We start from the raw sequence: 21,177 nt of genomic DNA on the forward strand, positions 1-21,177 counted from the left end.
CGATGATGCGCAGCCTTCCCGCTCTCCTGATCCTCGCCGTCGCGATCGCCGTGCCCATCGCCTTCGGCGGCAATTCCTACGTCATGGGGCTGATGGTCTCCGCCCTCATCGTCGCCGGCGTCGCACTCGCCTGGGCTCTGCTCGGCAATCTCGGCGGCATGGTCTCCTTCGGCCACGCCGCCTTCTTCGGCGTCGGCGCCTATACCTCGGCGATCCTCTCGGCGAAGTTCGGCCTGCCCGTACCGCTCGCGCTGCTGGCAGGTGCCTGCGGGGCCGCGCTCTGCTCGGTCGCGATGCTGCCGGCGCTCAGGCTGTCGGGCCCCTATTTCGCGCTCGCCATCCTGGCCTACGCCCATATCTTCAAGATCCTGGCAACGGAAGCGACCTCGATCACCGGCGGCTCGGCCGGTTTCCAGCGCTTCCCGCCCTTGCCGACGATCATGGGGCTCGACCTGTCGAGCCGCATCGGCAGCTACTGCCTGCTCGTGGTCCTGGTGGCGCTTTGCGCTGCGATCTATCTCGCGGTGAAGCGCAGCCATGTCGGCACGGCCTTGCGCGCCATGGCCGAGAGCGAGGATGCGACGCGCGTCGTCGGCGTCAACGCAACTTTGCTGAAAGCCTGGATGCTGCTGCTCTCGGCCTTCATCACCGGGCTGTTCGGCGCGATGAACGCTCATATCATCAACTTCCTCGAGCCGGATTACGCCTTCTCGGCGAGCTGGAGCATCCTGCCGATCATCGCCGCGATCTTCGGCGGCTACCGCACCATCCTGGGGCCGGTCGCAGGCGCAGCGCTGATCTATCTGTTCGACCAGATCATCGCCAAGGAACTGCTGCCGGTCGGCCACGAGATCCTGCTCGGCGTCCTGCTCGCCGGCATGATCCTGATCGCGCCCAACGGGCTCTTCGGGATGTTCCAGCGCAAAACGACCAAGGGAGCCGCCCATGCTGCGGCTTGAGGACGTCACTGTCCGCTTCGGCGGGTTGACCGCATTGAAGGATGTCTCCTTCGCCATGGGCGCCGGCGAGATCCTCGGCCTCGTCGGCCCCAATGGCGCCGGCAAGACCACATTGTTCAACACCATATCCGGGCTGGTCCGGCCGAAGACCGGGCGCATCCTGTTCGCAGAACGCGAGATCAGCCGGCTGCCGCTGCATGCCCGCGCCCGGCTCGGCCTCGGGCGTACCTTCCAGATCCCGCAGCCGATGCATCACCTGACCGTGCGCGAGAACCTCACGGTCGCGCAGGTCTTTGGCGCCGGCAAAGCCGACACCGCTCGCGTCGACGAGATCCTAGAGGTGATGGAGCTTGGTCAGCATGCCGAGCGCAATGCCGCAACCGAGCTCGCGCTGCAGGAATTGAAGCGGCTCGAAATCGCCAAGGCGCTCGCCACCGACCCGAAACTTCTGCTGCTCGACGAGGTTCTGGCGGGGCTGGAGAGCAAGGCCAAGCGCCGCTTCGTCGACAAGCTGCGCGAACTGCATGAGCGCTACAAGCTCGCCATCGTCATCGTCGAACACGACATCGAGACGATCTCGACGCTGTGCTCACGCGCCGTCGTGCTGAATTTCGGCCAGATGATCGCCGACGGCACGCCAGCCGAGGTCTTCCGCAACCCCGCCGTGGTCGAGAGCTATACGGGAGCCGCCGATGCTTGAGGTCAGGCAATTGCGCGCCGGCTACGGCGCCATCAACGTGCTCTGGGACGTCTCGCTCGGCTTTCCCCAGGGCGAGCTGACAGCGATCGTCGGCCCCAACGGCGCCGGCAAGACGACGCTGTTTCGCGCCCTGATGGGCCTGATCCCGCATCAGGGCGAGATCAGGCTCGACGGGCGCGCGCTCAAGGCCAAGACCTGGGATCTGCTGGAGGCCGGCCTCGTCATGGTTCCCGAGGGCCGCATGGTCTTCAAGGATATGAGCGTCGAGGAAAACCTGTCGCTGGGCGCCTATCCGCGCCGTTGCCGCAATGCCCGCGCCCGCAATCTCGAACGCGTCTACGATCTCTTCCCACGCCTCAGGGAGCGCCACCGCCAGCTCGCCGGCTCGCTCTCGGGCGGCGAGGCGCAGATGGTGGCGATGGGGCGCGGCATGATGAGCGAGCCGCGCATCCTGCTGATCGACGAGCCATCGCTCGGCCTCGCTCCCGTCATCGTCAAGGAGGTCTTCTCGATCATCCGCCGGCTCAAGAGCGAAGGCGTCACCATCGCGCTGATCGAGCAGAACACGCATATCGCGCTCTCGGTCGCCGACCATGTCCATTTGATGCGCTCGGGCAAGCTGCTCATGAGCCAGAAGGCGGACAAGGTCGATCTGGAACGCCTGCACGATCTTTACCTCGCCCGCGAAACCGGCGCGGCGAGCTTCTGACGGAGACCAGAATGGCCCTGCCTGCCTCACTCGCCGACACGCTCAGCCTCCCGGTCATCGGCTCGCCGATGTTCATCGTCTCGGGACCGGAGCTCGTCATCGCGCAATGCCTGAACGGCGTCGTCGGCTCCTTTCCAGCGCTGAACGCCCGCCCGGCCGAGCAGCTCGACCTCTGGATCACCCGTATCAAGACGGAACTCGCCGCCGCCAAGGCCGCCGACCCGGCGCGAAAGATCGCCCCCTTCGCGGTCAACCAGATCGTCCACGCCTCGAACGACCGGCTGATGCATGACATGGAGGTCTGCGTCCGCCACGAAGTCCCGATCATCATCACATCGCTGCGCGCGCCCAACGAGGTCGTCGAAGCCGCCCATTCCTATGGCGGGCTCGTCTTCCACGACGTCACCACCATCCGCCATGCCCAGAAGGCGCTCGAAGCCGGCGTCGACGGCTTGATCCTGGTCTGCGCCGGCGCGGGCGGCCACGCCGGCACCTTGAGCCCCTTCGCGCTGGTCGGCGAGGTCCGGCGGTTTTTCGACGGGCCGATCATTCTTTCCGGTGCGATCGCGACCGGGCAGGCGATTCTCGCCACCCAGGCGATGGGCGCCGATCTTGCCTATATCGGCACCCGCTTCATCGCTACCGAGGAGGGCAATGCGGCGCAAGGCTACAAGGAGATGATCGTCGAGGCGGCTGCCGCCGACATCGTCTACACGCCCTTCTTCACCGGCGTGCCCGGCAACTACCTCAAGCCCTCGATCGCGGCCCAGGGGCTCGACCCCGACGATCTGCCTCATGCCGACAAGAGCAAGATGAGCTTCGGCTCGGGGACCGCAAAAGCCTGGCGCGACATCTGGGGCTCGGGCCAGGGCGTCGGGCTGATCGACGACGCGCCCTCCGCCGCCACCGTGATCGAACGCCTCAAGACCGAATATGAGCAGGCGAAAGCCGCTCTCTGCAGCCGCTGATCGAGGATGAGACCATGACCGAAACCATCCTGAGCCAAACCGTCTTGAGTCAAACCGTCTTGCCCGGCATCGTCCAGGTCACGATGAACCGGCCCGAGCGCAAGAACGCGCTCGACCGCGCCAGCTATCAAGGGCTGATCGACGCGATCGGGGCGGCAGAAGCCGATCCGCAGATCCGCGCGATCGTGCTGACGGGGGCCGGCGGCTGCTTCACCAGCGGCAACGACATCAAGGATTTCGCCGCGGTCAGCGACAGCGGCCCGCGCGTCGCCATGGATTTCCTCAATGCGATCTCGACCGCTAAGAAGCCGATCGTCGCCGCGGTCGAGGGTTTTGCCGTCGGCATAGGGACTACCATGCTGCTGCATTGCGACCTCGCCTATGCGGCCAAGGGCGCGAGCTTCCGCCTGCCCTTCGTCGCGCTGGGCCTGAGCCCCGAAGGCGCATCGAGCTATCTCCTGCCCTTGATCGCCGGCAGCAAGCGTGCGGCCGAACTGCTGATGCTGGGCGAGGCCTTCGGGCCTGAAGCCGCCGCTGAGTCTGGCCTCGTCAATGCCGTGACCGCGGAGGGCGGCGCGCTTGCCATGGCGCTGGAGAAGGCCAGGGCGCTCGCCGCACTGCCGCCGGAATCGGTCGCGCTGACGAAATCGCTGTTGAAGCGCGGCAACGCGGCCCATGTCGCCGAGACGATCGCCACCGAAGGCCGGCTCTTCGGCGAGCGGCTGCTCTCGGCCGAGGCCAAGGCCGCCTTCGCCGCCTTCCTGAAGCGGTAGAGCGTTTTCGAGCGAAGTGGGCACCGGTTCGCGTGAATAAAACGCGTTAAAACAAAAGGCTAGCCGATGGAGGCCATCCTGCAAGCAAGCTCTCACTCCGACGCAGACGCGCACACCGACGATCTCGCCAGTCCCAGGGAGGACCGCCATTTCGTCACGGCGCTGGCGCGCGGCCTCGAGGTGCTGGCCTGCTTCAGGCGCGGCGAGGCGGCGCTCGCCAATTCCGAGATCGCCGCGCGCTGCGGCCTTGCCCGCTCGACCGTCTCGCGCCTGACCCATACGCTGACCACCCTCGGCTATCTCCACCATGTCCCGGAATCCGGCAGCTACCGGCTCGGCACGGCGCTGATCGCGCTCGGAGCCAATGCGCTTGCCGGGCTCGATGTCCGTCGCCTGGCGCGGGTCGGCATGCGCGATCTCGCGAGCTTCGCCAACGCCACGGTGGGTCTCGGCGTCCGTGAGCGGCTCAGCATGCGCTATATCGAATGCTGCCGCGGCGAGGCCGCGATCGCGCTCAACATGGATACCGGCTCCAGGCTCTCACTCGCGCGCAGTGCCATGGGCCGCGCCTATCTCGCCGTCTGCAGCCAAGCCGAGCGGCGCGCGATCATGGAGGATATCCATTCGGTCGACGATGCAGCCTGGCCGCGCCTGCGCGAGGGCATCGACCGGGCGCTGGAGGATTATGCGACCTTCGGCTGCGCCCGCTCCTTCGGCGAATGGCAGCCGACGGTGAGTGCCATCGCGGTCGCCTTCCAGCCCGGTGGCGGCCTGCCGCCGATGTCGATCAATTGCGGCGCGCCTAGCGTGATCCTCGACCGGGATTTCCTGATGGACGAGGTCCGGCCGCGGCTGATCGCACTGGCCGCAAGCCTGGAAGGAGTGATGGGTTCGTGAGGCCGGTTGTGACTGTCCGCCCTATCGCCGCCACCGACGCACCGCGTTTCCGAGAGGTGCTCGACGAAGTTGCTCGTGAGCGGCGCTACCTGGCCTTCGAAGAGGCTCCACCGATCGAGCGCATCGTCGTCTATGTCGAAGCTAATATTGCGACTGGAAACACACATCTTGTCGGGCTCGTCGACGATATGATCGTCGGTTGGTGCGACATCGTCCGCGACATCAGTAGACCTACCCGGCACCACTGCGGCACGCTCGGCATCGGCATCCTCGCGCAATATCGCGGTTTGGGGCTTGGTCGCTTGCTGATGCAACAGGCGATGGCAGGCGCTGCCGCATCCGGGCTCAAGCGCATAGAGTTGACTGTTCGCAGCTCCAACCAGCGCGCCATAGCCCTCTATGCGCAACTGGGCTTCGCGCATGAAGGGCGCCAGCGAAACGCGATCATGGCCGAAGACGGTTACGAGGACCGCGATCTGATGGCTTATCTCGTACCTGAGCAGCCCAAGCAAGCAGCGTGACATGCCGATGACCACACTCGACCTCCCCCTTTCCGGCATCCGTGTGCTCGATCTCTCGCGCATCCTCGCCGGCCCGTGGTGCGGCCAGGTCCTGGCCGATCTCGGCGCCGAGGTGATCAAGGTCGAGCACCCCCTGCGCGGCGACGACACGCGTGACTGGGGTTTTCGGCTGGGCGAACGCAACACCTGCTATTTCAACAGCGTCAACCGCAACAAGCGCTCGATCGGCGTCGATGTCGGCAAGCCCGAGGGGCTGGCGATCGTGCGCGACCTCGCCGCCAGGAGCGATGTGCTGATCCAGAACTTCAAGACCGGCGGCGCCGACAAGCTCGGCCTTGGCTACGAGGCGCTGAGTGCGCTCAACCCCGGCCTGATCTACTGCTCGATCGCCGGCTACGGCTCGGATGGGCCGGAAGCCTCGCGCCCCGGCTATGACCTCGTCATCCAGGGCGAATCCGGATTGATGGGCATGAACGGCAATGACGATCAGCCGCCGCTGAAGTTCGGCGTCGCCATCGTCGACCTCTTCACCGGGCAATACTCGGCCCAGGCCGTGCTCGCCGCGCTGATCCAGCGCGGACGCACCGGCAAGGGCCGGCATATCGAGATGGCACTGTTCGATTGCGGCCTCTCGGTCACCTCCTATTACGGTCTGGAAGCACTGGCGCTGGGCGAGAATCCGCCGCGCTACGGCAACGCCCATCCCTCGATCGTGCCCTATGGCGTCTTCGACGCCGCCGACGGACCACTCGTCATCACTGTCGGCAACAACGCCCAGTATGAGCGCTTCTGCCGGATCGTGATCGAGCGGCCGGACCTGGCGGAGGATGCGCGCTTCGCCACCAACCTGCTGCGCACCCAGAACCGCCCGGAGCTGCTGCCGATGATCGAGGCGGAGCTGAAGGCAAGGCCGCGCGCGCTGCTGCTGCAGCGGCTCGCTGCGGGCGGCATTCCTTGCGGCGAGGTGCTGGGCCTGAACCAGGCGCTGCGCTCGGAGCGCGCAACGCAGGCCGGCATGGTCAGCGACGACGCCGGCAATGCCGACACGCCCGCCGTGCTCGCCCCACCCTACCGCCTCGACGGCGAGCGCGCGCCCCTGCGCCACCGCCCGCCAGGGTTGGGCCAGGATACCGACGCGGTGCTGGCCGATCTCGGCCTGAGCGCGGAGCGGATCGCCACGCTCAAGGGCACCGGCGTGATCGGGTAATTCGACGCCTCTGGATCCGGCGCATCAAAGGCCGCACACCACCGGCAACACCGATTTGCCGACCTTCTCGACGATCCTGCCGGTGCTGAGCTCGCCGCCGGCAACTGCTGCGGGAAGTGAGAGCCCCGCCTTCGTAATCACGGCCTGCAAGGCCGCCGCGCCCGCCACCGCATAAGCCCGTTGCGGCGCGACCCCGGCGATCAGGATCTTGTCAGAGGGATTGGCCGTGACCAGCCCTGCCAGGCGGCCCTGCCGGTCGAAGACCGGGCTGCCGGCCTGGCCTGGCTGGAGCGGCGCGAACACGGCCGCATTCGCCCCGATCCGGACGGCTTGTCCCGGCAAGGCGAGGGCGGCGCGCTTGCCGGCATCATCGCCGAACGCCACCAGGACGAGGTTTTCGCGCTCGCCCAGCGCCTCGGAGCGGGACCCGAGCGCGGTCAGCGCCGGCCCGCCATCGACATCGAGCAAGGCGAGCCCGCTGGCATCATCCTTGGCGCGCAGCCGTGCCGGGCGCCCGCCGACCCTGAGCGAGCGGCAACCGTCGATCGCCGAGGCCGCCGTGGCCACGACCTTGTCCGACACCACGAGCCCGACGCCATAGCGCTCGGTCGGGGGCGCGACCGGACGAACAGCGGGAGGCGGCGAGCCTGCGACGCTTGCAATCGCACTCGCCGGGCTCGCCGGCGCGGGCCCCGTCGGGAAGGGCTCGAAGCTCGCAGCGATGGCGATCACCAGCTTGTCGACGCTGGCTGACATCGTTTTGTCATAGCCGATCGAGAAGCCGCGCAGGCCTTGCGGCCCGGACGCCAAGCGGCGGTAGAACTTACCCGTGGCGGTCTCGCCGGTGATGACGAAGAAATCCGGGCGCAACAACTTGTAGGTGATCTTGCGGCCGGGGTTGTTGGGATTGACCAGGGTCGCCTTCTCGAAGACCGAGTCCAGCGTCTCTCCCGGCGGGCTCGTGGTCGCATCGAGCGTGATCTTGCCGTCGGCGCTCTGCCAGCGACTGCCGCCGGTCGGCGTCGCCTCGCGCTTGGACAGCACCTTTTCAGGAATGCCGATCCGCATGCCGGTGCGCTCGTCATCGATCAGGCGAAACCCCGCCGCTTCGCGCGCGCCGCGGGCCGCTTGCGCAAGCGTCGCGCGCTCGGCCGGCGAGAGCACGCCATTGGGCTCGCCGCGCCCGGCCTTCAGCGCATTGATGGCGCGGAAGGTCAGCGGGCCATAGGAGCCGCTCGCCGCAGCGTTGAACAGGCCGGCCCAGATCAGATCGGTCTGAATCGCCTTGCGCTCGGCCTCGGGCAGCGCGTCGAAGCTCGCCTGCGCCGCGGCAAGCTGGGGATTGGGCGCCGGCGCGGGAGCCTGCGCCTGCGCCAGCGCCGGCAGGAACGCAAAAGCAGGAGCGGCCAGAGCCAGCCGCAACCCCACGGCCCGCCCGAAACGGGTTCTGATCGCACTCGCCATCGCATGCCTCCGCCCCTGCAAGAGGCCGCATTGAGCGTCAGATCGCGCGCGCCCGCAACTGCGATGACGGAGCGAGACAAGATCAAGCGCAAGATCTCGTGCGAGCTCGCCTCATCGGGCAACGCGCACCTTTCGCATTGCGTCGGCAAGCGCCGGTGCTAGCTTGCCGGCGGGCTCAGGCTGTCATCGGGCGGACGCGGATCGCGCCGAGATTGACGCGCAAGCTCGACCGAAGAGGACACGACCATGACCCTGCTCGCCCGTCTCGCGTTGCTTTTCGGTCTGGCGCTCGCCGCGCAGCCCGCTTTGGCCCAGAAGGCCTATGTTCGCAACGACCTCGCCGCCGACGGACAGCGGCTGGAGGAGCGCCTGAAGCGAGAGGTCTCGGTCAGCGGCAGGCAGGCGACTGAGGCCCTGCGAATCGGCGCCTCCGCACTCGCCCGCGGCGATGCCCGCGCCGCCTTGCCCCAGGCCAATGCCGCCGTCGTCGCCGAGCCCAACAACGCCGCCGCATGGCGCTTGATGGCGAATGCGGCCAACGCGATCGAGCCGCGCGACTATCGCGAGCGCTGGGAGTTGCGCGAACGCGCGATCTCGGCCGCCTATCTCGCCTATCAGCGCGCCAGTTCGCGCCCCGAGGAAGCCGCATCGCTCGGCGTGCTCGCCCGCACCTTCGAGAAGAACGAGCTCTGGCGGCCGGCACTGACGACCTATCGGCTGAGCCTCGACCTCGCCGACAATGCCGGCTTGCGCACCGCCTATGAATCCCTGCGCGACAAGCGCGGCTTCCGCATCCTCTCCAACAAGGTCGATGCCGACGCCGCCTCGCCTCGTGCCTGTTTCGAGTTCTCCGAGCCGCTGGCACGCGGCCGCGTCGATTTCGCGCCTTATGTCGCGGTTTCCGGCGGAAAGGGTGATTTCGCTGTTTCGGCCGAGGAGCGCCAGATCTGCGTCGACGGACTGCGTCATGGCGAACGCTATGCTTTCGTCATCCGCCAGGGCGTGCCCTCGGCGATCCCCGACGAGAAGCTGCAGAAATCGGCCGATTACGAGGTCTATGTCCGCGACCGCGCGCCCTCGGTGCGCTTCACCGGCAAGAACTATGTCCTGCCGCGCACTGGCCAGCAGGGCATCCCCGTCGTCTCCGTCAATGCCAACCGGCTCGACCTCGAGGTCATGCGGATCGGCGATCGCAACCTGATCAATTCGGTCCATTCCGACGATTTCCTCGGCCAGCTCGGCTCCTACGCCTCAAAGCAGATCGCCAGCGACAAGGGCCAGAGCGTCTGGACCGGTTCGATGGAGGTGAAGTCCGAACTGAACAAGGACGTGATCACGGCCTTCCCGGTGATCGAGGCGGTGGGCCGCCTGCAGCCCGGCGTCTATGTGATGTTCGCCAAGCCCGCCGGCGGCAACGCGACAGCGCCGCAGACCGATTCCGACAGCGACTATGACGACGGCACGACGCGCGCGACGCAATGGTTCGTCGTCTCCGATCTCGGCCTGACCTCCTTCTCCGGGCCCGACGGCGTCCATGTGCTGGTGCGCTCGCTCGCCGACGCCTCGCCCGTCGCCAATGCCGAACTCAGGCTGCTCGCCCGCAATAACGAGGTGCTGGGCACGGTGCGTTCCGATGCCAATGGCTATGCCCGCTTCGATGCCGGGCTGGGCAAGGGCCAGGGCGGCAATGCGCCGGGCCTCGTCACGGCGCTGCTGGGCGAGGATTACGGCTTCCTCGATCTGAAGCAGACGGCGTTCGATCTCTCCGATCGCGGCGTCAAGGGCCGCGTCGCGCCTTCAGGCCTCGACGCCTACCTCTACACCGAGCGCGGCGTCTACCGCTCCGGCGAGACGGTCTATCTGACCAGCCTCCTGCGCGACGCCAAGGGCGCAGCCGTCACCGGCTTGCCATTGACCATCGTGGTCAAGCGACCGGACGGCGTCGAATATCGCCGCCGCCAGGTCGAGGACCAGGGCGCCGGCGGCCGGGCCCATTCGATCCCGCTGCTGTCGGGCGCACAGACCGGCACCTGGCGCGTCCAGGCCTATGCCGACCCAAAAGGCCCCGCGATCGGCGAGGCCTCCTTCCTGGTCGAGGACTATGTCCCCGAGCGCCTGGAACTGACGCTCACACCCAAGGCCCCGGTGCTGCAGGCGGGTGAGCCGGCCGAGATCGACGTCAATGCGCGCTATCTCTATGGCGCGCCGGGCTCCGAGCTCGACGTCAACGGCTCGATGACCATCCGCGCCGCCGCCCAAAGCGCGATCCCCGGCTTTACCGGCTATCAGGTCGGCCTCACCGACGAGGAATTCCAGCCGGTCCAGACCGATTTCGAGGAAAGCACCACGACCGACGCCTCGGGCAAGGTCACCGTCTCGAACCCCGTCGCCCAGCCCGAGACCAACCGCCCGCTCGAGGCCGAATTCACCATCCGCGTCGGCGAGCCCGGCGGGCGCGCCATCGCCCGCTCGGTGACGCTGCCGATCGTGCCCAAGGGCGCCGCGATCGGCATCAAGGCGCTGTTCAAGGATGGCGAACTCGGCAACGGTCAGACCGCCGGCTTCGAGGTCATCATGGCCAATGGCGACGGCCGTCGCCTGGCCAGGCCCGGCGTGAAATGGACCTTGTCCAAGGTCACCCGCAACTATCAATGGTTCTTCCAGGACGGGCGCTGGAATTTTGAGGGCGTGAAGCAGACCCGCCGCGTTGCCGATGGCGAGGTCGCGGTCAGCGCCGATGCCGCCGCCTCGATCTCGGCCCCGGTGCAATGGGGCAATTATCGCCTCGACGTCGCCGCGGACGGCCCCGACTCCACCGAAAGCTCGCTTTCCTTCACCGTCGGCTATGAGGCCGACAAGACCGCCGATACGCCCGATGTCCTCGACGTCGCGCTCGACAAGAACGCCTATGCCAATGGCGAGACCATGCAGGTGCGCCTGGCGCCGCGCTTCGCCGGCAAGGCGACGCTCGCCGTGATCAGCGACCGCGTCAACGAGATCCGCACCATCGATGTCGCCGCCAATGGCTCGACGGCTTCCATCCCCGTCAAGGCCGAATGGGGCGCGAGCGCCTATCTCGTCGTGCTCGCTCACCGCCCGATGGACACCGCCGCCCAGCGTCTGCCCGGCCGCGCCATCGGCCTGTCCTGGTTCGCCATCGGCAAGGAGAACCGCACGCTCGCCATCGATCTCGGCGCGCCCAATCTGGTGCGCCCGCTGACGACGCTGTCGCTGCCGGTCAAGGTCACCGGCGCGAGAGCGGGCGAGGATGCCTTCGTCACGGTCGCGGCCGTTGATATCGGCATCCTCAACCTCACCCGCTTCGAATCGCCCGATCCGAGCAAGTTCTTCTTCGGTCAGCGCCAGATCGGCCATGAACTGCGCGATCTCTATGGCTATCTGATCGACGGCATGCAGGGCGTGCGCGGCGCGATCCGCACCGGCGGCGACGGCGCACCAGCGCTTGGCGGCGAAAAGCCGACGCAGGAGCCGCTCGCTCGCTACTCCGGCGTGGTCAAGGTCGGTGCGGACGGCATGGCCAAGGTCGATTTCGACCTGCCGGCCTTCAACGGCTCGGTTCGCGTCATGGCGGTCGCCTGGTCGGCCGGACGCACCGGGCAGGCCAGCGCCGACGTGATCATCCGCGACCAGGTCGTCGCGCAGGCGACGCTGCCGCGCTTCCTCGCCATCGGCGACCAGTCGCGCTTCCATCTCGCGATCAACAATGTCGAGGGACCCGCCGGCCCCTATGTCGTCGATCTCGATGTGAGGGGCCCCGTGCTGGTTGCCGCCGACGCGACGCGCAGGACGCTCCAGCTCGCGGTCGGCGCCAAGAGCGAGCTCACCATCCCGGTCACGGCGGCGGGTCTTGGCCGCGCCGAATTCGATGTCCGCATCACCGGGCCCGGAGGCATCGGGACGGTGCAGAACCTCGCCGTGCGCGTGCAGCCCTCGGCCAATACGATCGCGCGGCGCATCGTCCGGCCGATCCCCGGCAATGGCGGTTCAATCACGGTCTCATCCGACCTGATGGCCGATCTCGTGCCGAATTCCGGGCAGGTCTCCGTCTCGGTCTCGCCGCTCGCCTCGCTCGATGTGCCGGCGCTGCTGAAGGCGCTCGACCGCTACCCCTATGGCTGCACCGAGCAGACCGTGAGCCGCGCCTTGCCGCTGCTCTCGGTCAACAAGCTCGCCACGCTGGAGAACCTGGCGCTCGACGCCAATGCCGATGAGCGGGTCAATGGCGCGATCGAGCGCGTGCTCGCCCGCCAGGGCGCCAACGGCTCCTTCGGGCTCTGGGGCGTCGGCGGCGAGGATCTCTGGCTCGACGCCTTCGTCGCGGATTTCCTGACACGGGCGCGCGAGCGCCAGTTCCAGGTGCCGCAGATCGCCTTCAACCTCGCTCTCGACCGCCTGCGCAACCAGGTCGTCAACACCAGCGAGATCAACAAGGAGGAGGCCGCCGGCATCGCCTATGCGCTTTATGTGCTTGCCCGCAACGGCCGGCCGGTGATGGGCGATCTGCGCTATCTCGCCGACAACAAGCTCGCCGATTTCGCGACGCCATTGGCGCGCGGGCAGATCGGCGCCGCGCTCTCGGCGCTGGGCGATCGCGGCCGTGGCCGCGCCGCCTTCACCAGTGCGCTCGCCCTGCTGCAGGACGCGCGCGATGACGGCCTCTCGCGGCCCGATTACGGCACGCGCCTGCGTGACGGGGCGGGCGTGCTCGCCCTGATCGCCGAAGCCAATGGCGAGCGCGCCGACATCACCCGCGCGGCCGCGATCGTCGACACGGCGCGCGGTAGCGCGCGCTACAACTCGACGCAGGAGCAGATGTGGATGGTCGTCGCCGCCCAGGCGCTGGCCAAGGACGCCGAGGGCATGACGCTCACGGTCGATGGCGCCGAGCGCAAGGGGCCGCTCTACCGCACCATCTCCGCCGAAGCGCTGGAGGCCAAGCCGTTGACCGTCGCCAATCCAGGCGCCGCCTCGGCACAGGCCGTGATCACCGTCTCGGGTATTCCAACCGGCGCGGAGCCGGCGCTGAACCAGGGCTTCGGCCTGGAGCGGGTGATCTACACGATGAAGGGCGAGAAGGCCGATCCGGCGCGATTGCGCCAGAACGAGCGCTATGTCGTGGCGCTGAACGTCACCGAACCCGCCTCGCGCTATGGCCGGGTGCTGCTGGTCGATCCCGTGCCGGCCGGGCTCGAGATCGAGAACGCCAACCTGACCGAGGGCGCCTCCGTCGCCGGGCTCGACTGGCTGAAGCAGGAGGTGACGCCGGTCCACACGGAAGCCCGCGACGACCGCTATGTCGCAGCCTTCGATCGCGATGGCAGCTCGAGCCAGAAGCTCGCCTTCACCATCGCCTATATCGTCCGGGCCGTCTCGCCCGGCCGCTATGTCGCGCCGGCGGGTGTGATCGAGGACATGTACAGGCCGGATCGTTTCGGGCGGACCGCGTTCGGAACGGTGGATATTTCGTCGGCGCGATAGAGGCTTCGCCGTGAAGGCACAGGACGACGAGACGAGCGCGACAGACCCCCCTCTCCCACCCATCTCGGGCTTGCCCGAGATGGGCAGAGATGAGTGCCAAAGTCGGGAACACCCGACTTTGGTGCGGGAGAGGGTTGGGGTGAGGGGGCGCCGTGCCCTTCATCATTGGCGTCTCTCGCTTCACACGCTTATCGGAAAGGTCGCGAGCCCCCTCATCCGGCTCGGCTTCGCCGAGCCACCTTCTCCCGCAAGGGGAGAAGGGATAGACACCCGCCGCTTCGGCAAACTGAAGTTCGCCGCAGCCGCTCTTGGCCTTGTCGTAACAGGCGCCACCGCCGCCCTCCTCGCCTACGCCGCCTCCCTGCCCCCGCTCGACCTCGCCGCCGCCTCGGATCGTTCGACCGTCGTGCTCGACCGCGAAGGCAAACTGCTGCGGCCCTTCCTCACCGATGACGGGCGCTGGAAGCTCCCCGTCACCGCTGAGGATGTCGATCCGCGCTATCTCGCCATGCTCAAGGCCTATGAGGACAAGCGCTTCGACAATCATTGGGGCATCGACCCGCTCGGGCTTGCCCGTGCCGCCGGCCAGATGCTGCTGAGCGGGCGTGTGATCTCGGGCGGCTCGACCTTGACCATGCAGGTCGCGCGCCTGCTCGAGCCGCGCGAGGAGCGCTCGCTCTCTGCCAAATTGCGCCAGCTCATCCGCGCGATCGAGCTCGAGCGTCGCTTCGATAAGCGCAGCATTCTCGACCTTTACCTGACGCTCGCCCCCTTCGGCGGCAATCTCGAAGGCGTGCGTGCTGCCAGCTTCGCCTATTTCGGCAAGGAGCCGAAGCGCCTCTCGACGGCGGAAGCCGCGCTGCTCGTCGCTCTGCCGCAATCGCCCGAGACACGCCGGCCCGACCGTCTCAACGAGGCTGCCCGCAAGGCCCGCGAACGGGTCTTGGCGCGTGTCGAGGCGGCGGGGCTGGCGACGGCGTCGGAGGTCGCAGCTGCCCGGGCTGAGGCGATCCCGACGACGCGCAAACCGTTCCCCAACCTCGCGCCCCATGTCGCCGAGCAGGTCGTGGCGGAAACGCCCGACGCCCACGCCCACAGGCTCACCATCGACGGCCGCCTCCAGGCCAATCTTGAAAACCTCGCCCGGGAGCGCAGCGCGGGGCTCGCGCCCCAGATCTCGATCGCCATCCTCGTTGCCGACAATGAGACCGGCGAGATCCGCGCCTCGGTCGGCGGCGTCGATTATTTCGCCGCCGAGCGCGCCGGCTCGCTCGACCTGACGCGGGCGTTGCGCTCGCCCGGCTCGGCGCTGAAGCCCTTCATCTATGCGCTCGCCTTTGACAACGGCATCGCCCATCCCGAGACGATGCTGGAGGACCGGCCGGCGCGCTACGGCATCTATGTGCCGGAGAATTTCGATCTGAGCTTCCAGGGCATGGTCTCGGCTCGCAAGGCATTGCAGCTCTCGCTCAACGTCCCCGCCGTCGAGCTTTTATCCGCGCTCGGGCCGCAGCGCTTCCTGTCGCGATTGCGTGACGCCGGCGCGGCCATAGCCATGCCGAAGGAGGGCGGCGCGCCGGGCTTGGCCGTCGGTCTGGGTGGCCTGGGGATCACGCTGCAGGATCTGACCCGGCTTTATGTCGGGCTCGCGCGCGGCGGCGAGATGACGCCGCTGCGGCTTAAGACCGAAAGCCAGGCGAGCGAACCCTCGCCCCGTCTCGTCGACCCCGTCGCCGCCTGGTATGTCACCGACACGCTGCTCGGCGCCCCCGCGCCGCAGAACGCCCTGCCCGGGCGCATCGCCTACAAGACCGGCACGTCCTATGGCTATCGCGACGCCTGGGCGGTCGGCTTCGACCGCAAGCACACCATCGGCGTCTGGGTCGGACGGGCCGACAATGGCGCGGTGCCGGGGCTGGTCGGGCGCGTGGTCGCGGCGCCGATCCTGTTCGACGCCTTCGCTCGGGCCGGCATCGACCCTCGCCCCTTCCCGCAGCCGCCCAATGCCATCATCGCGACCGCGGCGCATCTGCCGCCGCCCCTGCGCCATCTGCGCCAGGACGTGCCCAAGACGATCGCCGCGATGACCACCGCGTCACTGAAGCTCGCCTTCCCGCCGGAAGGCGCACGGATCGATCTCGCAGCCTCCGCGCTCGACGGCCGCAGCCAGCTCAACCTCAAGGTCGCGGGCGGCGCACCGCCCTATACCTGGCTCGTCGACGGCACTCCCGTGCTGGAGCCGACCCGCCGCCGTGAAGCCGCCTGGCAACCGCCCGGAAAAGGCTTCGTCCGGATCTCGGTGATCGACGGGACCGGCGCGAGCGAGAGTGTTTCGGTGCGGTTGCAGTAAGCGCAGTACTACCGCTTTTCGTCATTGCGAGCGCAGCGAAGCAATCCAGAAGGTCGCGCTCGACGCCCCTTGGATTGCTTCGCTGCGCTCGCAATGACGGGGAAGCGCCGGCTACTCTGCCGGCGCCGGATGCGGCTCGTGCACGGCGTGCCCGTGCACCGAGCGCTTCGCCCGCGCCAGATAGGTATAGGCGACCGGCACCACATAGAGCGTCAAGAGCGTGCCGAAACTCATGCCGCCGACGATGACCCAGCCGATCTGCGAGCGGCTTTCCGCGCCCGCGCCATGCGCCAGGGCGAGCGGCAGCGCGCCGAGCACCATCGCGCCCGTCGTCATCAGAATCGGCCGCAGGCGCAGCTCCGCCGCCTCGACCAGAGCATCGACCATCTCCTTGCCCTCTTCACGCAACTGGTTGGTGAATTCGAGGATCAGGATGCCGTGCTTGGTGATGAGGCCAACCAGCGTGATCAGGCCGATCTGGCTGTAGACGTTCATCGTGCCGCCGGTGAAGTACAAGGCCGCAAGCGCCCCCGTCAGCGAGAGCGGCACCGAGACCATGATCACGACCGGATCAATGAAGCTCTCGAACTGCGCCGCCAGCACCAGATAGATGAAGCCCAGCGCCAGCAGGAAGACGATCGCGATCGACGAACCCGCCTGCTTGAACTCGCGGCTCTGGCCGGAATAGTCGATCTGCACCGTCTTGGGCAGCACCTTGGCCGAGGCCTGCTCCAGCACGCTGAGCGCATCGCCCAGCGAATAGCCCGGCCCTGGCACCGCCGTGATGGTGGCGGAGCGAAGCTGGTTGAAGCGGATCAGCTCTTTGGGGGCGACATTCTCCTCGATCGAGACCAGGCTCGACAACTGCACCGTCACGCCGTTGCGGCCCATCAGATAGATCGACTGCATCGCCTGGGGCGTGTTGCGGTCCTGGCCCGCGACCTGGACGACGACGTCGTATTGCTCGCCATTCATATTGAAGCGCGTCACCTGCCGGCCACCCAGCAGCGTCTCCATGGTGCGCCCGATCACATCGACGCCGACCCCGAGATCGGCGGCGCGCTGACGGTCGACCGAGACCCTGAGCTGGGGCTTGTCGAGGATCAGATTGGATTCGATGTTGGTCAGCACTGGCGAGCCCGCAACCTCCGCCAGAACCTGGTCGACATAGCCCTTGATCTGCTCGTAAGGCTCCGACGAGCGCAGCACGAACTCGACTGGCTTGCTGTTGGCGCCGCCCTGGCCGAGCGAGGGCGGGTTCGTCGCGAAGAGCCGGATACCGGGGATCTGCGAGAGCCCCTTGTTGATCTCGGTGACGATGTCCTGCTGCTTGCGCGTGCGCTCCTCCCAGGGCTTCAGCCGGGCAAAGGCGATGGCGCGCGTCACATCGGGAAAGCCGACGATGACGAGGTAGTTCTGCACCTCCGGCAGCTTGGAGAAGAACTCCTCGACGCGGCGCGCATAGTCGGCGGTGAAGGTCAGCGTCGCGCCTTCGGGCGCCACGCCGATCGCGGTGATCGTGCCACGATCCTCGACCGGCGCGAGCTCCGAACGCAGATGCGTGAAGAAGTAGTAGCTGCCGCCGGCCACGCACAGCGCCAGCAGGACTATGACCGGGCGGATCGCGAGAGCCGCCCGCAGCGAGCGGCGATAGCCGCGCGACATCGCCTCGAAGGCGGCTTCGAGCAGGTTGTAGAGCCGCCCATGCGAGCTTTCATGCTTGAGCAGCTTGGCGCACATCATCGGCGTCAGCGTCAGCGCGACGAAACCCGAGACCAGCACCGCGCCGGCAAGCGTCAGGGCAAACTCGACGAAGAGCTTGCCAGTGCGCCCGGTCGAGAACGCCATCGGCGCATAGACCGCGACCAGCGTCAGCGTCATCGCGATGACGGCGAAGGCGATCTCGTTGATGCCACGCACCGCCGCCTTGTTGGCTTCCATGCCGTCCTCGATATGACGGTGGACGTTCTCCAGCACAACGATGGCGTCGTCGACGACGAGGCCGATGGCAAGCACCATCGACAGCAGCGTCAGCGTGTTCACGGTGAAGCCGAAGGCATACATCAGCGCAAAGGAGCCGATCAGCGAAACTGGAATCGTGACCAGCGGGATCAGCGTCGCGCGTGCCGAGCGCAGGAACAGAAAGATAATCAGCACGACGAGCAGAACCGCCTCGCCGACCGTCCGATAGACGGCCTCGATCGAGCGATCGATAAAGATCGAGGTGTCGTAGGAGGTCTCGATCCCCATGCCATCAGGCAGATCGTCGATGATCTCGGGCAACGCGGCGCGGATGCCGGCCGAGACATCGAGCGGGTTCGCCGTCGCCTGCTTGACGATGCCGATCGTGACCGAGGGCTTGCCGGAGAACCAGGCGGCGTTACGCTCGGCCAGCGCGCCGAGCTCGACCTTGGCGACGTCGCGCAGCTTGACCGGGAAGCCGTTGGCGTCCTTGACGACGATCTGCTCGAACTGCTCGGGGGTCGTCAGGCTGGTCTGCGAGAGCACCGTGAATTCGCGATGGTTGCTCTCGATGCGGCCCGACGGGATCTCGACATTCTGCGCCCGCAGCGCCGCCTCGATCTCCTGCACGGTGATGGTGTAGGCCGCCATCCGGGCGCGATCGAGCCAGATCCGCATGGCGTAGCGGCGCTCGCCCTGGATGCGGACCTCGGCGACGCCGGTGATGTTCTGGACGCGGTCGGTGATGAAGCGGTCGGCGAAATCGGTCAGTTCGAGCGGGTTGTGGCGCGAGCTGATCAGGGAGAGATACATGATCGGCTGGGCGTCGGCCTCGACCTTGGCGATGATCGGCTCGTCGATCTCGGTGGGCATGCGGCCGCGCACGCGGCTGACGCGGTCGCGCACGTCGGAGGCGGCGACATCGGGATCGACATCCGGGCGGAAGCGCACCGAGATGTTGCTGCTCTCCTGCCGGCTGGTCGAAGAGATGATCTCGATGCCCTCGATGCCGGCAATCGAGTTCTCCAGGATCTGCGTGACCTGCGTCTCGATGATCTCGGCCGAGGCGCCGGTATAGGTCGTACGCACAGAGACGATCGGCTCGTCGATATTGGGATATTCGCGAACGGTCAGGCGCGTATAGGAGACGACGCCGATCAGGATGACGAGCAGGCTCAGGACCGTCGAGAGGACGGGCCGGCGGACGAAGAGCTCGAACAGGCTCATCGCAGCGCGCTCGCCGGGGCGGGTTCGGCGGCGCTGGTCTGCAAGGCCGGCTGGGCGTTCTTGATCGCCACCGTCGCGCCGTCACGCAGGCGCATCTGCCCGGCGCTGACGAGCTGCATCTGCGGGGTCAGCCCCTTCACGATCTCGACCTTACCCGGCAGCCTCTTGCCGAGCTCGACCGGGACGCGCTTGGCCTTGCCGTTCTCGACGATGTAGACGATCTTGCCGACGCCATCGGGCACCACCGCGGTCTCGGGGATGATCAGGGCGTTCTCGCGCTGGTCGATGACGATGACGATGCGGGCAAAGAGGCCCGGCTTCAGCGAAAGGTCGGCATTGGGGATCGTGGCGCGCAGCCGGATGGCGCGGCCATTGACGTCGACAACCGGATCGATCGCGAAAATCTTGCCGGCAAAATCCCGGCCCGGCACGGCGTCGAGCTTCACCTGAATGGTCTGTCCGACCTTGACCCGGGCGAGGAAGATCTCGGGCACGCGGAAATCGACCTTGATCGGGTCGATATTGGTCAGGGTGATCAATTGCTTGCCGACCGAGACATAGTCGCCGACGCTGACCGAGCGCAGGCCGACGACGCCATGGAACGGTGCGGTCAGGGTCGACTGCGCCAGCTTGGCCTGGGAGAGCTGGACGCGGGCCTCGTTGGAAGCGAGCTGGGCGGTCGCCTGTTCGAGCGCGACCTGCGTGCCGGCACCGCGCTGGACCAGTGACTGATTGCGCTGGAAGGTATCGCGCGCCAGGCTCAGATCCGCCTGCAACTGCTTGAGTTCGGCGTCGAGGATGGCCGTATCGAGCTTGACCAGCTCCTGGCCCTTCTGGACGCGCTCGCCTTCCTTGAAGCCGAGCGCAATGACGCGGCCGGCGATCTCGGGGGCGATCACCACCGATTCGTCGGCGGCGAGCGTGCCCAGGGCCTCGACCTCCTCATTGACGGTCGCGACCTCGATCTTGCCGATCTCGACCGGCACGCCGGCCGGCGGCGGAGCAGCCGCACGGGCCTGCGCCGGCTGCAGGCTGGCCTGATAGCGCTGGTAGCCATAATAGCCGCCACCCGCCAGACCGGCGATCAGGATGAGTAGGACAAACCGCTTCATGGCACTGGACGCTCCGGGATCGCGGTACTAACCTAGACTGGACGGTCCAGTCTGATAAGGGCCTTTATGGGCGGAAGCATGTCTGAGGCCAACTCTCTCCGGGCCACGCCGACGGATGCGCAGGACTACGTGCGCATGCCTGCCGAGCTGTCGCGCCCCGACAAGCACAGCGCCATCACCAAGGCCGCAACCGAGATGTTCCTGGCCGAAGGCTTCGAGCGCGCCAGCCTCGACCAGATCGCCCATCGTGCCGGCGTCTCCAAGCAGACCATCTACAGCCACTTCACCGACAAGCGGGCGCTGTTCCGCGCGATCTGCGCCGAACTCACTGAAAAGCTGACGATTCCGCTGCGCAAACCGCGCAAGGCCGGCGCCGATCTGGCGAGCATCCTGACCCGCCTCGGCGAGGATGCGCTGGCGACGATGCTGCACCCCGCGGCGCTGGATCTGCACCGGCTGGTGCTGAGCGCAGCCGCCCGCTTTCCAGACCTCGGACGAACCGCCTATGAGGCCGGCGTCGAGCGCATGATCGGCGACCTTGCGGCCCTGCTGACGCAGCGATCACAACTGCGTGACGGGCTGGCGCTGCCCATCTCCAATGCGCAGGCCAGGCGCATGGCCGAGCAGTTCATCGGCATGTTGCGCGGCTTCCACCAGCTTCGCGGACTGCTCGGCATGCCCGCCATCCCCGCCAGCGAGCGCAAGGCCTATGTCCGCTCCTGCGTCGAGATGCTCCTGCGCGGCGTCGCACCGGCCTGAGCGAAACCCGCTTTTCAAGGCGGTTGCGCGGGCTGCGGTTTCCACCTCTGATCGGCCTTCACCGGAGGAG

Annotated in this window: 14 protein-coding genes; 11 read left to right on the forward strand and 3 right to left on the reverse strand. The window is 67.4% G+C overall.

The window, feature by feature from the left end:
* Positions 1 to 5 precede the first annotated feature (5 nt).
* The 8 genes from BMZ97_RS09960 (at position 6) to BMZ97_RS09995 (ending at position 6,734) form a co-directional block, all read left to right on the forward strand.
* A complete protein-coding gene (locus tag BMZ97_RS09960; protein WP_210188228.1) occupies positions 6 to 959 on the forward strand; it encodes a branched-chain amino acid ABC transporter permease in 954 nt (317 codons plus the stop codon).
* Positions 946 to 1,659: an ABC transporter ATP-binding protein gene (locus BMZ97_RS09965; RefSeq protein ID WP_092167908.1), complete on the forward strand. Its 714-nt coding sequence runs from the start codon at positions 946 to 948 to the stop codon at positions 1,657 to 1,659. Before BMZ97_RS09960 ends, BMZ97_RS09965 begins: the two co-directional genes overlap by 14 nt.
* Positions 1,652 to 2,368 (forward strand): ABC transporter ATP-binding protein, encoded by a 717-nt coding sequence (locus BMZ97_RS09970; protein WP_092167912.1) that lies wholly within the window; start codon positions 1,652 to 1,654, stop codon positions 2,366 to 2,368. The genes BMZ97_RS09965 and BMZ97_RS09970 overlap by 8 nt, the downstream gene beginning before the upstream one ends.
* Positions 2,369 to 2,379: 11 nt before the next feature.
* Positions 2,380 to 3,336 (forward strand): NAD(P)H-dependent flavin oxidoreductase, encoded by a 957-nt coding sequence (locus BMZ97_RS09975; RefSeq protein ID WP_092167915.1) that lies wholly within the window; start codon positions 2,380 to 2,382, stop codon positions 3,334 to 3,336.
* A gap of 14 nt (positions 3,337 to 3,350) precedes the next feature.
* Positions 3,351 to 4,109, forward strand: a complete 759-nt coding sequence (locus tag BMZ97_RS09980) for an enoyl-CoA hydratase-related protein (protein ID WP_092167918.1) — start codon at positions 3,351 to 3,353, stop codon at positions 4,107 to 4,109.
* Between the two features lie 66 nt (positions 4,110 to 4,175).
* A complete protein-coding gene (locus BMZ97_RS09985; protein WP_092167920.1) occupies positions 4,176 to 5,006 on the forward strand; it encodes an IclR family transcriptional regulator in 831 nt (276 codons plus the stop codon).
* Between the two features lie 8 nt (positions 5,007 to 5,014).
* Positions 5,015 to 5,527, forward strand: coding sequence for a GNAT family N-acetyltransferase (locus BMZ97_RS09990; RefSeq protein ID WP_092168927.1), 513 nt, complete (start codon positions 5,015 to 5,017; stop codon positions 5,525 to 5,527).
* Position 5,528: 1 nt separating this feature from the next.
* Positions 5,529 to 6,734 carry a CaiB/BaiF CoA transferase family protein gene (locus BMZ97_RS09995; protein ID WP_092167923.1) on the forward strand — a complete coding sequence of 402 codons (1,206 nt, stop codon included), beginning with the start codon at positions 5,529 to 5,531 and terminating at the stop codon, positions 6,732 to 6,734.
* A gap of 24 nt (positions 6,735 to 6,758) precedes the next feature.
* On the opposite strand, the gene BMZ97_RS10000 is transcribed toward BMZ97_RS09995, so the two are convergent.
* The gene (locus tag BMZ97_RS10000) at positions 6,759 to 8,198 is read right to left on the reverse strand and encodes a S1 family peptidase (protein ID WP_092167927.1); all 1,440 of its coding nucleotides are present in this window, start codon (positions 8,196 to 8,198) and stop codon (positions 6,759 to 6,761) included.
* 246 nt (positions 8,199 to 8,444) lie between these two features.
* Between BMZ97_RS10000 and BMZ97_RS10005 the strand changes: the two genes are divergently transcribed.
* Both BMZ97_RS10005 and pbpC read left to right on the forward strand, forming a co-directional pair.
* The gene (locus BMZ97_RS10005) at positions 8,445 to 13,697 is read left to right on the forward strand and encodes an alpha-2-macroglobulin (protein ID WP_092167930.1); all 5,253 of its coding nucleotides are present in this window, start codon (positions 8,445 to 8,447) and stop codon (positions 13,695 to 13,697) included.
* A gap of 286 nt (positions 13,698 to 13,983) precedes the next feature.
* Positions 13,984 to 16,047, forward strand: coding sequence for a penicillin-binding protein 1C (gene pbpC / locus BMZ97_RS10010; protein ID WP_244546361.1), 2,064 nt, complete (start codon positions 13,984 to 13,986; stop codon positions 16,045 to 16,047).
* Positions 16,048 to 16,158: 111 nt separating this feature from the next.
* Here pbpC and BMZ97_RS10015 read toward each other — a convergent pair whose 3' ends face one another.
* Positions 16,159 to 19,236 carry an efflux RND transporter permease subunit gene (locus tag BMZ97_RS10015; RefSeq protein ID WP_092167933.1) on the reverse strand — a complete coding sequence of 1,026 codons (3,078 nt, stop codon included), beginning with the start codon at positions 19,234 to 19,236 and terminating at the stop codon, positions 16,159 to 16,161.
* Positions 19,233 to 20,348 carry an efflux RND transporter periplasmic adaptor subunit gene (locus BMZ97_RS10020; protein ID WP_092167936.1) on the reverse strand — a complete coding sequence of 372 codons (1,116 nt, stop codon included), beginning with the start codon at positions 20,346 to 20,348 and terminating at the stop codon, positions 19,233 to 19,235. Before BMZ97_RS10020 ends, BMZ97_RS10015 begins: the two co-directional genes overlap by 4 nt.
* Positions 20,349 to 20,426: 78 nt before the next feature.
* Here BMZ97_RS10020 and BMZ97_RS31205 point away from each other — a divergent pair, with 78 nt between their 5' ends.
* The gene (locus tag BMZ97_RS31205; protein ID WP_175525496.1) at positions 20,427 to 21,107 is read left to right on the forward strand and encodes a TetR/AcrR family transcriptional regulator; all 681 of its coding nucleotides are present in this window, start codon (positions 20,427 to 20,429) and stop codon (positions 21,105 to 21,107) included.
* Positions 21,108 to 21,177: the final 70 nt, after the last annotated feature.

It is taken from the genome of Allobosea sp. OK403 (assembly GCF_900113835.1).
GTDB lineage: Bacteria > Pseudomonadota > Alphaproteobacteria > Rhizobiales > Beijerinckiaceae > Allobosea.